Origin of the sequence: Tenacibaculum finnmarkense genomovar ulcerans, from assembly GCF_900239495.1 — a bacterium.
Classification (GTDB): Bacteria; Bacteroidota; Bacteroidia; order Flavobacteriales; family Flavobacteriaceae; genus Polaribacter; species Polaribacter ulcerans.
The window spans coordinates 1-14709 of record NZ_OENE01000014.1; the positions used below are offsets into that span (position 1 = coordinate 1).

Consider the following 14709-nt stretch of genomic DNA (forward strand, 5'->3'; position numbering starts at 1 on the left):
TCTGTTTTAGGAAAACATTTTTTGGATCAGTTTCTAGCTTTTTTTTGATGATTCTTGTCAATTTTAGTGATTTTAATGACTAAAAAGTTCTCGATATAATTTTTTGAAGGAAAAAAATCACTCGAACTGACAGCCGTAATTTTTTAAGGTGTTTTTTATTTTATCATAGTTCTCTTTTTGATGGGGATGCTGAGCTAAATTGAGTATGATGTTTGTTTATTTTAAAAACAGATTCTTCGGTTGAAAAAAGTTCTCGATACAATTTTTTGAAGGAAAAAAATCACTCGAACTGACAGCTGTAATTTTTTGAGGTGTTTTTTGTCTTACCATTAGTTCTCTTTTTGATGGGATGCTGAACTAATTTTAGTATGACGTTTGTTTATTTTAAAAAATCACTCGAATTGATAGGGTAGAGATTGGTGGAATTATAGTTGATGTATCGATTTATGAAAATTAACACAAATGCCTAGCCCCGATTGAAGCATTTGTTTGAGCTCTTTTTTGTTTTTTTCAAACAAAAAAAGCGAGTGCGGAAAGCGGGAAATTGCTTCAAAAAAATAGTACTGTGAATTCTAAATTAAACAATGTTTTTTAATAGGTATTAATGGTGTTTTGCTGGTTAAAAGCAAATTATTTTAATGAAAAAGTTGTTTTTTAATATGAGTAAGTACTTTTTAAGTAGTCTTAATAAGATTTATAGACGATCTTTTTTAATGTAACTGCCTGTATATTAGCTTTTAGGTAATATAGTATTTGTGTTTATGGGCTGTGTTTAATATTTATATGATTTAAACCTTGCAATTACTTATAAAATGTATATTTGGTGAAAAACATAATTATGTATAAAATGACTAAAATAGTATTACCTTTTGTAATGGCTTTTCTGTTTTTGGCTTGTAGCGAAAATGAAACAATGCCTGTATTTGATAAGGTTGAATTAAATGAGTATTTAAATAATTTACCTTCTGTTTTACAGATAGCGCCTTTTGAGGAGCGAAAAATAATTCAAAAAAATGCGCGTAGAGATCAGTATACTCTAGAGGAGTATGAGGTTGCAGTGGGATTTGATGAACAGTTTTTATTTAATCCGAGTAGTGAGATTTTTTATCCCGGGTCATTGGTTGTGGCAAGTTCGGTTGTGGAAGGGTCTTATAAACCAATATCGGCACCAAGGGCTGCGATTGTTTTGTCTACTTCATTAACTGGTGATAAAACATCAATTACTGTTGATTCTCCAAAATTATCGACTACAAGAGATGCTATTAGTACACTTTTAAAGGATCGAAATTTTGATATTCCTCCTGCTAATTTACGTTATACTACTGATGAAGTTTTTAGTAATAATCACCTGAAAATAGCGCTAGGTGGTAATTATGAAGGGTTTGGTACAAATGTATCGGGGAGTTTAGCGTTTAACTATGAGAAAGAAACAACAAAGGTTGTGGTTAAAATGATCCAAAAATTTTATACTATAGATGTTGATGTGCCTGATCAATCAGCTGCTTTTTTTAACGAAAGTTTTGATTTTAAAGAAAAAATAGTGAATCATAAGCCTTTATATGTGTCGTCTGTAACTTATGGTCGAGTATTTTTAATGAGTATAGAGTCTACTATGAGTAAGGTGGAATTAGAGGCGGCTTTACAGGCTTCGTTTTTAGGTGGTTCAGTTGGGGTAAATGCTGAAACTGAGTTTGGTAAAATAGTAAAAACATCAACAATAAAGGCTACAATTGTAGGGGGTAGTGCTACGATTGCAGGACAGGAAATTGGAGATCTTAGTGCGGTAAAAGAGTTTATAGCTAGCGGTGCTTCGTATAGTAAAGAAAACCCTGGATTGCCTATTTCCTATAGGTTAAGGGAGTTAGGTAATAATGAGGTTTTTACCAATGTGTTGTATTCTAAATATACCAAAAGAGTAAGGGTTGATCAGATTTCTAATAAAAGTATTGATTTTGATATTAATTTAGATTGGTATGGTTTAAAAACTAAAGCTGGATCGGTGTTGAAACCTGAAAGAGTGTTTATTAGAAGGGTAGATGTTGTAACAGGGAAATCGAATGAAAAAGAATTGTTTTTTGGTTCGGAATATAAAGTGAAAAGTAGGCTTGAGTTATTAACTAAAAAGGATAAGGTTTATATTGTTTTTAGAGATTATAGCAATAAAGATACGCATGTTTTTGCTTTGCCTGCAATGCTTGATTTAATTAAAAAAGGATTGCTAACAAGTAATGGGCATTTATATGATTTAGATAAAAGTCCGTTAAAAACAGAGGAGTTATATCATAATTCATCAATATTAACGCTAGGGATTGAATCGTATAAAATTTATTAAAACGACTTCATGTTTTAAGTTTAATTTATAATTTTTTGATTTAAAAAAAATCTCTAAGAACAATTGTTCTTAGAGATTTTTAATTTAAAGTATTTTTAATTGATTAATTAAAAACCACCAGTACCTGGAGATTCAGGAGCTATAGGGCTTTGAGCTTGTGCTTTTTGAGGGCTTAAAATCATATAGGTTCCAAGCGCTGTTAAGGCTGCGTACTTACCGTGTTTTCCGATTTTCTGTAAAGCTTCTTTACGGCTAATATTGGTGTCTTTTGATATATCTTGTTTTTTCATGATGTTTTGTTTTTTAAATTTTTAGTTTAAAATTATTTTTTTGTTTACTCTTTTTAAATCGCTTGTTACAGTAACAATATAAACACCTGCTGATACTTTAGGTAAGTTTATTAGGCTTGTTCCGTTTGATTTAAAAGTTTTGCTTAAAATTTGTTTTCCTATTGCTGAATATATAACAATCGTATTGTTTTCTGATTGTAATCCTGTAATAGTTAACTGGTTTGTAGCTGATTGAGAAATTGAAATATCGCTTAATATTTGCGCTTCATTACTTGCTTTTTTCGAAGTTGTATGTATAAAGAACTGCCCTGAATTAGTCGTTTTCTTTAAGGTTACACTATAATCTTCTTTTGATAAGTTAATGAATTTATTGTTTTCTTTATCTTCTAAAAATACACTAGTATTTGCTGGTAGATTAAAAGATTCGGCAGAAAAAACAATAGTTTGGTTTGCGTTTGCTTTAATTCCTACAGGAACAATTGTTGTAGCTAAATCATTAATTGGTAACGATTGAACTGCATAATCTGTAGTGTTTTGCTTGTTTACCAATTTTGTAAATACACTAAAATTACTTTTTGATCCTTTAAAAACACTTCCATCAAAACCATTGTCAAAACCAGTGGTTGCGCCGTTTAAGTAATAGATTTTTGCTGTTTTAGCAGTTCCTTTACTTGAAGTTGCTGTAATGTTTATTTGTGTTTTAGTATTCGCTTGTCTTTGAAAAACCCCCGCAGTATGTGATTGATTATTTTTATCAAAAGTTACATTGGTATTTGCATTAGCACTTACAAAGAAACCTTGTGTTGGTGCTATTTGAAAAGTATTATCAATACCTGCTAGTTTTAAATCATAATTATTAGTTGCTTGATTCCATAACCAAATTGTAGCTTCTTTTACAACGGTATTTAAAGGATTAGCATTGAAAAATTCGCCTAAATTAATGTAAGCAGCATACGGATTTCCAACTAAGTTATAGTTATTTACTCCTGTTGTTACAGCAGTTGTTACAGTTTGATAATTTGCATTACCTGTAAATTTAATAGCATCAACAGTTTTTAATTTAACAGAATATCCTTTTCCTGAAACAATACTTCCTGTTGCAGCCGTTGTTTGATAATCCCAAGCTGTTCCGTCATTTTTGTAAGGAGCTAAACCGATATTTTTAGCTGTTCCTGAAGCAAAATTATTATTTACAATAATGTTTGTTAAAGTTTCATTACTTAATGGTGAACTTACTAAATACCAGTTATCAGTTGTTAAGTTTCTGTTGTAAGTAACATTAGCGGTTAATTTGCTATTTGTAATTAATGTAGCTCCTGATTCAATTGTAATTTTATTTACAGTAACTTCTTGTGTTAATGTAGGGAAATTACTTGCATTTGTAGGGATAATAACATCATCAGCACTTGTTGGAACGGTATTTCCTATCCAGTTATTTGCATTATTCCAATCAGTATCTGTTGCTCCTGACCATGTAATTGTTGTTGGTAAGGTAGTTGCACCAGCTAAAATAGCACCTTTTGGTTTGGTGTAAAAAGCATACTCTGTAATAGTGTATTGACTACCATCTGCTAGAACAGTAACTTTAAACCAACCATATACGGTAGCACCTTGGTATAATGCTTCAAAACCAACATACCCAGTTTTTCCTGCCCATTCAGTATAAGAAGGTGTATGGATATTAGGTCCGTATTTATAAGTGAAATTATCTTTTTCTGAAATTAACTGCCCCTCGTTGATAAGTGTAATATTATCAGTACTATTATTTAGTATTAAATTTTTACCGCTGTTTTCAATTTTTAAATCACTTCCAGATTTCCAAGCACCAAATGATTGATTATTATTATCAGCATCTAAATCATAAAGCATAAAAGGACCCCAAGGAGTGCTAGCATTTAAAGTTCCTGTAATAATTTGATAAGGGTCAGAGAAATTAAAGTCAAGGGTGTTTACTTTATTGTTGATATCAGCATAACCATTATTAAAAGCAGTACTGTTAAAAGTAATATCATAATTAGTAGAAGCATCATTTCCATGACTACTTAACGTTCCTGTAATTGTTAAACGAACTTCTTTTTCGTTTAAATAGATAACTTCAACATCGTAATCATTAGCTATTGTTGTTGTAAAATCGGTTCCTTTTACAAATTGTTTATCTGTGAAATTAGCTACACCTCCAATGCGAATTGTTGAAGTGAAATTAATAATTCCTGTGTTTTCTTCATTTTCAGCAACAGTTTTAGAACTAAATTCTAAATCAGAATTATCACCTCTAAAGACTAATTGTCCTGCTTCGATATCGCCATTAGGCTGTGTAGAAAAAGCGTATTCATAAACAGTAAATGTTTTACCATCGGCAGAAATATTAGCTTTTACCCATCCGTGAACGATTTCTCCATTATGAACTGCTTCAAAACCAATATAACCAGTTTTACCGTCCCAATCAGTATAAGTTTCATGTCTCATATCTAATTGACCAGGATATGCCTCAGGAGCTGTAAAATTACTTGCAGTAGAAATTAATGTGTTTTCTGGTAAAAATGTAATATTTCTTGTTCCATTATTGGTAACTAATCTCTTTCCGTAGGTTTCAAATTTTAAATATTCTTTTTGAGTATCTTTATCAGTATGTGCCCAAATACCATAAAAATGAGGACCATCTATTTCTGTTAAATTGTAATTAAACCAATTATTAGCCTTGTTTGCTGATAAGTCAGCATTATCTACAAAAATAATTTCGTAAGGATCTCTGTATTTAAGAGCAATGCTATTTTCTTTGTTTTGAACTTTATCAAATCCAGTAGTAAAAGCACTACTGTTGAAAGCAATATTGTAGTTGTTGCTATCAATTTTAGCGTGACTAATAGTAGTTCCTGTAATTGTTACTTGTGCTTCTTTAGCATTTACATAACTAACTGCTACGGTAAAATCACTTGGAAAAGTACTTGTAAAATCAGTTCCTTTTACAAACGTTTTATTAGCGAAATTTGCAACGCCATCAATAGTAATAGTAGTTGAGAAATTAAACTCTCCTGCGTTATCAGTAGTCTCTATAGCTTCTGTGGAAGCTAAAATTAGTTCAGAGGCATCTAAATCAAATAATTTCTGCCCTGCTTTAATATCTCCTTTAGGTTCAGTAGAAAAAGCATATTCATATACCGTTAAAGTTTCCCCATCGGCAGAAACACTAGCTTTCATCCATCCGTGAATAATTTCACCGTTATGTTCAGCTTCAAATCCAAGATATCCAGTTTTACCATCCCAATCGGTATAAGTATCATAACTCATATCTAATTGACCAGGATATGCGGCAGGAGCAGTAAAGTTATCTGTTTTAGAAATTACTGTATTTTTAGGTAAAAATGAAATATCTCTTGTTCCTGTATTGGTAACTAATCTTTTTCCGTAGGTTTCTAATTTTAATTTACCTGCTTCAAAAAGCCAAACACCATAATCATTAGATCCATTTATTTTTGTTAAATTTAAATTATCCCAACCAGCTCCTGTGGTCGCTGTAATGTCTGCAATGTCATCATAAATAATTTCATAAGGATCTCTAAAGACAACATCAAAAGTATTGGTTTTATTTATAACACTGTCAAATCCATTTGTAAATGCACTACTATTTAAACTAATATTGTAATTAGAATTATCAGCTATAGCATGGTTTGTAGTAGTTCCTGAAATTGTTACTTCAAGTTCATCTTTACTGATATAATTAAAGGCAACGGTAAAATCACTTGGGAAATTAGTTGTAAAATCAGTTCCTTTTACAAATATTTTATTTGAAAACTCTGCCGCTCCAGAAAGCGTAACTTTGGTTGAATAATTAAACGCTCCTGTATTATCAGTTGCTTCTTTAATTTCTTTAGATACAAAAAGTAATTCAGATGCTGAAGTATCATATAAAGTTTGCCCTGCTAAAATATCACCACTAGGTTCGGTAGAAAAAGCGTATTCGTAAACGGTTAATGTTTCACCATCAGCAGAAACACTAGCTTTCATCCATCCGTGGATAGTTTCTCCGTTATGATCTGCTTCAAATCCGATATATCCAGTTTTTCCATCCCAATCAGTATAAGTATCATAACTCATATCTAATTGACCAGGATAAGCTTCAGGAGCGGTAAAATTACTTACTGTAGAAATTACTGTATTTTTAGGTAAAAGTGTAATATCTCTTGTTCCTGTATTGGTAACTAACCTTTTTCCGTAAGTTTCTAATTTTAACTGTCCTGTTTTATATGCCCAAGTACCATAAGCATTATCACCATTTATTTTGGTTAAATTTAAATTATCCCAAATCGCACCTGTAGTTGCAGAAATATCTGTAATATCATGATAAATAATTTCATAAGGACTATAAAATTTAAAGTCTAAACCGATAGATGTACAGCTTAAGGTTTGACCTGGACTAAACGCACTAGTATCAAAAGATAAGTTTACTGTTTCATTATTGGTTTCTAGGTGACTTGTTGCAGTTCCTGATACTGTTAGAGTCGCTGTTGTTGTAGAGGTAATTGCTACTGTAGAAGATAATCCTTGAGGTAAAGCAATACTATATTGATTACCTTGAGTTAAGTTACCCGTTGAAGCGCTAAAAGTAGCATTATCAAGAGTTACCGTTATTTCTTGGTTAAATCTACCATCGTTTGCTACTAATTCTTTAACTGTATTATTATTTAAAGCAATGGCACCGCCAGTATTATTAACACCAGTATCAATTAAATTTTGATCTTGCCATAAAGTTTTACGAGCAGGATGTTGTAAAGCCGCTAACATACGATCTGTTTGTCCTTTGGTAAACATTCTGTAACAACCATCGGCAGCACCATTATATCCCATGTAATTTTCATAGTTGATAAATTCTCCATTACAGTTTTTAGTAGGAGAACAATTAGCACCAACTACATCTTTATCTTCGGCAGGCGTGTCATCTACTTCATCATTAGTAGCAGTACAACCTCCTTGAAATGTATGTATAAGGTTAAAGAAGTGACCAAATTCATGAGTAAATACAGAAGCAAATTCTTTTCCTGTATTTCCGTGTAAATAGGCTCCGTTATATACAACTCTTGCAGTATTTGCATCCGACATTGAGCTGTTAGGATACCAAGCAACACCAGATTGATTCGTATCACCATCGGCATATAATTCTGCCTGAAGATAGATGTTCATATATTTATAATTGTCCCAAGCATCGGCAGCAATTTGAGCGTCATATCCGCCACCGTTACCGTAACCAGCTTTTTCATCGTAAAAAACAACACCACTAGTACAGTTTCCGTTTGGGTCTAATTTTGCTAATTTAAATTCGATATCTAAGCTACTTTTTCTAGCTTCAAAAAACGGGTCAACACCTGCAAAATCATCATTTAAACCTTGAAAATCAAGATTAAGTTTTTCTAAAGCTACTTTAATTTTATCGAGAGTAACTGTAGCTCCATTCTGATTTTCGCCATATACATGAAAAACTACAGGAATGGTGTATGTTCTAGCACGTTGAGATTTTTGATTTCTCGCTAATTGTTTGGTGGTTTTGTTAAATTCAAGGTATTCCTTTCTTGCTTTAGGATGTTTTTTGAATATCAATTCATTTTGAATACTTGCTTTACAAGCATGCTTATTGTGTTCCGATTTTTGTGCAAAAATTTTGGACTGTAAAAAAGTAACCAAAATTAGCAACAGCAGTGTAATTTTATTCTTCATTTTGATGTTTTAGAACTACTTTAAAAGTAGTTTTAAGTTAATTTAATGTTAATTTGCGGGTAATATAAGTTTTATTGTTTGATTAGCACTGTTTTAGCTTAATTATTGATAATATTGTATATGTTTATGAATATTTATTCCTTTTATTGAGGATATTTAGGTGTGTTTTACTTTCGAATATAGAATCTATAATCAAAAATTTTAAAACAGATTTACTTTTCATTTTAGAGTATTACGAAACTAATACATGTTTATTGTGTGATATGATTTTTTTTAGGCTATTTTTATTTTAAATATATATAAAAGAGGTAATTGCCTTGTAAAATACATAAAAAAAACCTCGTCAAATTTGACGAGGTTTTATTGTATATAAAATAATTTTAAGTTGAATTTCCGAAAAAAGAACTCCTTAAATTAATATTGAAAATTCTATAAATGAATCACTTCATCATACGCATCAGCAACAGCTTCCATAACCGCTTCACTCATTGTAGGGTGAGGGTGAATTGTTTTTAAAACTTCATGTCCAGTAGTTTCTAATTTTCTACCTAAAACAGCTTCCGCAATCATATCGGTAACACCTGCACCAATCATATGACAACCTAGCCATTCACCGTATTTTGCATCAAAAATTACTTTTACAAAACCATCAGTAGTTCCTGCCGCAGTTGCTTTTCCTGAGGCAGAGAAAGGAAATTTACCAACTTTTAAATCGTAACCAGCTTCTTTTGCTTGTTTTTCTGTCATTCCAACAGATGCAATTTCAGGAGTTGCATAGGTACAACCAGGAATATTTCCATAGTCGATAGCTTCAGTATGTAAACCAGCTAATTTTTCAACTAAAGTAATTCCTTCAGCAGAAGCAACGTGTGCTAAAGCTGGTCCAGGAGTTACATCACCAATAGCAAAATAACCAGGGATATTTGTTTGATAAAAATCGTTTACTAAAATTTTATCTCTGTCAGTAATAATTCCAACATCTTCTAAACCGATGTTTTCGATATTTGTTTTAATTCCAACAGCCGATAATAAAATATCTGCTTCTAAAACAACTTCCCCTTTTTTCGTTTTAACGGTCGCTTTTACGCCATCTCCAGAAGTATCAACAGTTTCAACAGATGAACTTGTCATTACTTTAATACCCGATTTTTTGAAAGAACGCTCCATTTGTTTCGAAACATCAATATCTTCAACAGGTACAATATTTGGCATAAATTCAACAACAGTAACATCCGTTCCCATTGAATTGTAAAAATGTGCAAACTCAACACCAATAGCACCCGAACCTACAACAATCATAGATTTTGGCTGACTAGGTAAGCTCATTGCCTGACGATACCCAATTACTTTTTCACCATCTTGTGGTAAATTTGGTAAAACTCTAGAACGTGCACCAGTTGCGATAATAATATTGTCAGCAGCATATTCAGTTACAGAACCATCTTTAGCAGTAACATCAACTTTTTTACCCGTTTTAATTTTACCAAAACCGTCAATAATGTCAATGTTGTTTTTCTTCATTAAAAACTGAACACCTTTGCTCATTCCTTCTGCTACGCCACGACTACGTTTAATAACTGCTTGGAAATCTTTATCGATTGCTTCCGCTTTTAAACCATATTGGTCAACATGTTTTAAATAATCATAAACCTGAGCAGATTTTAACAATGCTTTTGTAGGAATACATCCCCAGTTTAAGCAAATTCCACCTAAATTTTCCTTTTCAATTATAGCCGTTTTAAACCCTAATTGCGATGCTCTAATAGCAGTTACATATCCTCCAGGACCACTTCCGATTATTAATACGTCGTATTTCATGTTGTTAATTTTTTACTTATTGTTTGTTTATTTTATATTTTTTTGTCACTTCGAGTGATTTTATTTTCAAAATCGTATCGATAAGTTGGGCGTTCGGGCGGGCTTTCACTACTCGCTTTTTTTAGTTTTGTTCTCGATATAAATTTGCTAAAAAAGCAAATTCACTCGAACTGACAACTAAAAAAGAGCTCAAACATGCCGTTCAATCCCTAACGCAAATTTTCGTTTTTTCAACCCTATTTATTTTTCATTTTTTGAATTTTAGTTCTTTCATCAAAAAATAAATAGGGCAGAAGCACCATTTTATTACATTTTTTCAGGAACTTGAATACCTAACAAAGCAAATGCCGATTTAATAGTATCGGCAACTTTTTTAGATAACTGAACTCTGAATATTTTTTTATCTTGATTTTCTTCTCCTAAAATATGTACATTCTGATAAAAAGAATTGAATTCTTTTACCAATTCGTAGGTATAATTAGCAATTACGGCAGGCGAATAATTATTAGCCGCTTGCTGAATTACTTCAGGATATAATTCTAATTGTTTAATTAATTCTTTTTCTTTTGCGTGCAATTCAATTGAAACAGCATTTGAATAATCAAAAGTTGCTTTTCTTAAAATAGATTGAATTCTAGCATAGGTATATTGAATAAAAGGACCTGTATTTCCTTGAAAATCTACAGAAGCTTTCGGATCGAATAAAATTCTCTTTTTAGGATCAACTTTTAAGATGAAATATTTTAAAGCTCCTAAACCAATAACTCTATATAATTCTTCTTTTTCTTGGTCAGAATACCCTTCTAATTTTCCTAATTCTTGTGAAATAGTACGAGCTGTATCGGTCATTTCGTCCATTAAATCATCGGCATCAACAACAGTTCCTTCACGTGATTTCATTTTTCCAGAAGGTAAATCGACCATTCCGTAACTTAAATGATGTAATTGTTCTGCCCAAGAATATCCTAATTTCTTTAAAATTAAGAATAAAACTTTAAAGTGATAATCTTGTTCGTTACCAACGGTGTAAACCATTCCGCCAACATCAGGCATATCTTTTGCACGCTGAATAGCAGTTCCAATATCTTGAGTCATATAAACTGATGTTCCGTCTGAACGTAAAACCAGTTTTTCATCTAAACCATCTTCAGATAAATCACACCAAACAGAGCCATCTTCTTTTTTGAAGAAAACACCACTTTCTAAACCTTCGTCAACAGTGTCTTTTCCTAATAAATAGGTATTGCTTTCGTAATATAATGTATCAAAATCAACACCGATAGTTTTATAAGTAACATCAAATCCTTTGTAAACCCAAGAATTCATTTCTTTCCAAAGTGTTACAACTTGCTCATCACCAGCTTCCCATTTACGAAGCATTGCTTGCGCTTCTAAAAATAAAGGTGCTTGTTTTTTAGCATCATCTTCAGAAACTCCCGAAGCCATTAAAGTTGCTATTTCTTTTTTATATTCTTGGTCGAATTTTACGTAGTAGTTTCCTACTAATTTATCGCCTTTTAAACCGGTATTTTCTGGAGTTTCTCCGTTTCCGAATTTTTCCCAAGCCAACATTGACTTACAAATATGAATTCCACGGTCGTTAATAATTTGCGTTTTATATACTTTTTTACCCGATGCTTTTAAAATTTCAGCCACCGAATATCCTAATAAAACATTACGAACGTGTCCTAAGTGTAACGGTTTATTTGTGTTAGGAGATGAATATTCTACCATACGAGAAGAATCATCTGCCGAAGGCGAAATAAATCCGTAAGAAGTATCTGTAGCTATTTGATTAAAAAAATTAGTATAAAAAGTATCGTCAATTACCAGGTTTAAAAATCCCTTTACCACATTATAATTGGTAATTTCGGTAACGTTTTCAACAAGATATTTCCCTAAATCCTCGCCAATTTGAACAGGATTTCCTTTTTTGTATCTTAAAAGAGGAAAAACCACCACAGTGATATCTCCTTCAAAATCTTTACGGGTTGCTTGAAATTCGACACTCGGAATTTCGACATTATATAAGGTTGAAAATCCTTCTTTTACTTTTGCTTCAATTAAGGTTTGTATGCTCATTAGTTGTTGAAAATTGAACAACAAAATTACATAATTTATTTGGATGATATTTAAAGTGATTCTAACAATTTTCAGGATGTTTTAGCGGGGTAATAATTAAGTAAATTACGCTGCTTTGTTTCTCGAATTTAGTGAAGTTTAAATAAAGAGCTCCAAGAATTGCAGTGGTTTGTTTATTTGCGTAATATTTAAACTCATTCTAATAGTTTATATGACTATTTTTGCAGCATGGATAGAGATTTAGAGAACTTAGAGAAGTTAGCAAAAGACGTAGAGAAGGAAAATAAAAAATATTTTTTAACCATAAAAAAACGAGTACCTAAAAACTTTGATGTTGTAGCGCAAGATTTACACGACAAAGAGTTTGCAAAAACGGATTGTTTAGACTGTGGTAACTGTTGTAAAACGACCAGCCCTATTTTTACAGATAAAGATACTGAGCGTATTGCTAAGTATTTAAAAATGAAAGTGCGTAATTTTGAAGCGCAATATTTAGAGCGTGATCAAGATGATTTTATGGTACTAAAAACAGCGCCATGTTCATTTTTAGATGAGCGTGATAATTCTTGTTTTATTTATGATGTTCGCCCAAAAGCGTGTTCAGAATACCCACATACAAACCGCAAGAAATTTATTCAAATTTCAGATTTAACCATTGCAAACACCGCTATTTGCCCTGCAACGTATAGAATTGTTGAAGAGTTAAAAAAACGTTTGCCAGTGCGTTCTAACGAAAAAATTAAAAGATTAGGGTAATATTTTAATATAATATTCCTTTAAAAAATTCCGCTGTACTATTATTTAATAGTTAGGCGGAATTTCTTTTTTACAATATTTTTACACTAATTTTTTAGGAGCTTTAAAACAGTATTTTAAAAATGAAGCCTATTTTTAAATGATATTTATGTATTTTTGAGTTTAAAAATAGCTTAAATAAAAGACTTTATGAAAAAAATCATTTTAACATTTGTATTATTAATTTCAATATCACAACATGCCAAGGCAACAACTTGGATGACTTCTTTTGAAGATGCTAAAAAATTATCAATAGCAACAAATAAGTTAATATTGATTGATTTTTGGGCTACTTGGTGTTATCCTTGTCAAAAAATGGAAGCTGATACTTGGCGTACTCCAGAGGTTGAAAGCTTACTAAGTGCTTACATTCCTTTAAAAATAGATATTGATGTTTTTAGAAAAATTTCAAATAAATATTCGGCAAATAGAATTCCTTATGTTTTAATTGTTGATGCTTATGGTGAGGTTGTTTTCAATGAAACAGGCTATAAAACCAAAGAACAGATGTTAAAAGTTTTAAAAAAATACACTATTAATACTAAGGTATTTCAAAATGATTTTGCCTCTTTTTATAAAAAACAAACTCCAGAGATTGCCCTATCTTTAGGTGAAAAGTATTTAGATGCTTCTATTTATTTAAAGGGAAAAATTAAATATGATTTTTTAAAATTAGGAGGGATTTATTTTAAAAAAATAAAGAAATTGACTTCTAAAAAAGAATATAAACAAAAATATTCGCAAAAAGTTAATTTATTAGCAGGCGCATACAAGTTACTAATTAAAGGTAAAAATGAAAAAGCGTTAAAATACTTAGATAAAAACTTTAAAGAAGTTGAAATTTTACCTGAAAATAAAGTATTGTTTGATTTTATAGGTTTTGCAGCTTATAATAAGTTAAAGGATAAAGAAAATGCCAAAATTTGGTATGAAAAATTAAAGACCGATAAAAATTATAAAACCTATCTTTCTAAATCAAGAAAAATATAGTGAAAAAACGAGGTTTTATAGCCTCGTTTTTTTTTGTTCCATCAATTTTAAAATATGCTTTGCTCGCGCTTTACAGGCTTTGCTTTTGTGAATTATTTTTGTCGTAATTAAGTGTTTTAATTCGAAATGTACCCAGTTTTTTTCTAATCCGAAGAAAAATAAAAAAGTCATACTATAAGCATATACCGCTATTTTTTGATCGGTAAGCAACCAATCAAAACCCGTTTCAATAATGCTATCAATATGTTTTGCTGTAACTGTGTTTTTCGTTTTATTTTGAGTTGTTGAGGTATATTCTATCGCTAAATTTTCACATATTTTAGCACAAGGTCTAATAGCGCTATCAAAATGTAGGCTTGAAATTTTTTCTGTAAAAACACCTATATAAGGCAATATATAATCAATGCTGTGCTGTGTACAAATCCATTCTAAAACCCAAGAGGCTTTAATAGATTGCTTATTATTTACATCAAAAGTTAAATACACAAGTTGTTTTATTAATTTTGGATGTGCCAACACACTATTAGCAGCGTTATTTCTGTTTATTTTAGTAGGGGTTTTCATATCATCTAAAATAGAAATTAAAAAATCAAGATTCATATTGGTACGGTTTGTGTATTTTTGAATTCAATAAATTATTTAATCAATAAAAAAAGAAGTATCAATGTTAAATATAAAAAGGATATTTTCAAT

8 protein-coding genes are annotated in these 14709 nt (G+C 31.1%); 3 read left to right on the top strand and 5 right to left on the bottom strand.

The genetic code is table 11. The annotated features are described in order from the left end of the window. Positions 1–847 precede the first annotated feature (847 nt). Positions 848–2332, top strand: coding sequence for a thiol-activated cytolysin family protein (locus DPIF8902391_RS04785; protein ID WP_172505180.1), 1485 nt, complete (start codon positions 848–850; stop codon positions 2330–2332). A gap of 107 nt (positions 2333–2439) precedes the next feature. Here the strand turns inward: DPIF8902391_RS04785 and DPIF8902391_RS04790 are convergent, their stop codons facing one another. The 4 genes from DPIF8902391_RS04790 to argS all read right to left on the bottom strand — a co-directional run bounded on the left by DPIF8902391_RS04790 (position 2440) and on the right by argS (position 12231). Beyond that, positions 2440–2622 (bottom strand): hypothetical protein, encoded by a 183-nt coding sequence (locus tag DPIF8902391_RS04790; RefSeq protein ID WP_058885370.1) that lies wholly within the window; start codon positions 2620–2622, stop codon positions 2440–2442. Between the two features lie 21 nt (positions 2623–2643). After that, positions 2644–8331, bottom strand: a complete 5688-nt coding sequence (locus DPIF8902391_RS04795) for a M43 family zinc metalloprotease (protein ID WP_172505181.1) — start codon at positions 8329–8331, stop codon at positions 2644–2646. 429 nt (positions 8332–8760) lie between these two features. Further along, the gene (gene lpdA, locus DPIF8902391_RS04800; protein ID WP_172505182.1) at positions 8761–10149 is read right to left on the bottom strand and encodes a dihydrolipoyl dehydrogenase; all 1389 of its coding nucleotides are present in this window, start codon (positions 10147–10149) and stop codon (positions 8761–8763) included. 306 nt (positions 10150–10455) lie between these two features. Beyond that, positions 10456–12231 (bottom strand): arginine--tRNA ligase, encoded by a 1776-nt coding sequence (gene argS, locus DPIF8902391_RS04805; protein ID WP_172505183.1) that lies wholly within the window; start codon positions 12229–12231, stop codon positions 10456–10458. 228 nt (positions 12232–12459) lie between these two features. On the opposite strand from argS, the gene DPIF8902391_RS04810 reads away from it, so the two are divergent. Both DPIF8902391_RS04810 and DPIF8902391_RS04815 read left to right on the top strand, forming a co-directional pair. Further along, positions 12460–12987, top strand: coding sequence for a YkgJ family cysteine cluster protein (locus DPIF8902391_RS04810; protein WP_058885366.1), 528 nt, complete (start codon positions 12460–12462; stop codon positions 12985–12987). Between the two features lie 189 nt (positions 12988–13176). Next, positions 13177–14016 (top strand): thioredoxin family protein, encoded by an 840-nt coding sequence (locus tag DPIF8902391_RS04815; protein ID WP_058885365.1) that lies wholly within the window; start codon positions 13177–13179, stop codon positions 14014–14016. Positions 14017–14031: 15 nt separating this feature from the next. Here DPIF8902391_RS04815 and DPIF8902391_RS04820 read toward each other — a convergent pair whose 3' ends face one another. Further along, a complete protein-coding gene (locus DPIF8902391_RS04820) occupies positions 14032–14616 on the bottom strand; it encodes an adenylosuccinate lyase (protein WP_172505184.1) in 585 nt (194 codons plus the stop codon). Positions 14617–14709 lie beyond the last annotated feature (93 nt).

Excerpts from the sequence above, each read along its gene's own strand:
- DPIF8902391_RS04785 (WP_172505180.1), top strand. The coding sequence starts at position 848 with ATGACTAAAATAGTATTACCTTTTGTAATGGCTTTTCTGTTTTTGGCT.
- DPIF8902391_RS04790 (WP_058885370.1), bottom strand. The coding sequence starts at position 2,622 with ATGAAAAAACAAGATATATCAAAAGACACCAATATTAGCCGTAAAGAA.
- DPIF8902391_RS04795 (WP_172505181.1), bottom strand. The coding sequence starts at position 8,331 with ATGAAGAATAAAATTACACTGCTGTTGCTAATTTTGGTTACTTTTTTA.
- lpdA (WP_172505182.1), bottom strand. The coding sequence starts at position 10,149 with ATGAAATACGACGTATTAATAATCGGAAGTGGTCCTGGAGGATATGTA.
- argS (WP_172505183.1), bottom strand. The coding sequence starts at position 12,231 with ATGAGCATACAAACCTTAATTGAAGCAAAAGTAAAAGAAGGATTTTCA.
- DPIF8902391_RS04810 (WP_058885366.1), top strand. The coding sequence starts at position 12,460 with ATGGATAGAGATTTAGAGAACTTAGAGAAGTTAGCAAAAGACGTAGAG.
- DPIF8902391_RS04815 (WP_058885365.1), top strand. The coding sequence starts at position 13,177 with ATGAAAAAAATCATTTTAACATTTGTATTATTAATTTCAATATCACAA.
- DPIF8902391_RS04820 (WP_172505184.1), bottom strand. The coding sequence starts at position 14,616 with ATGAATCTTGATTTTTTAATTTCTATTTTAGATGATATGAAAACCCCT.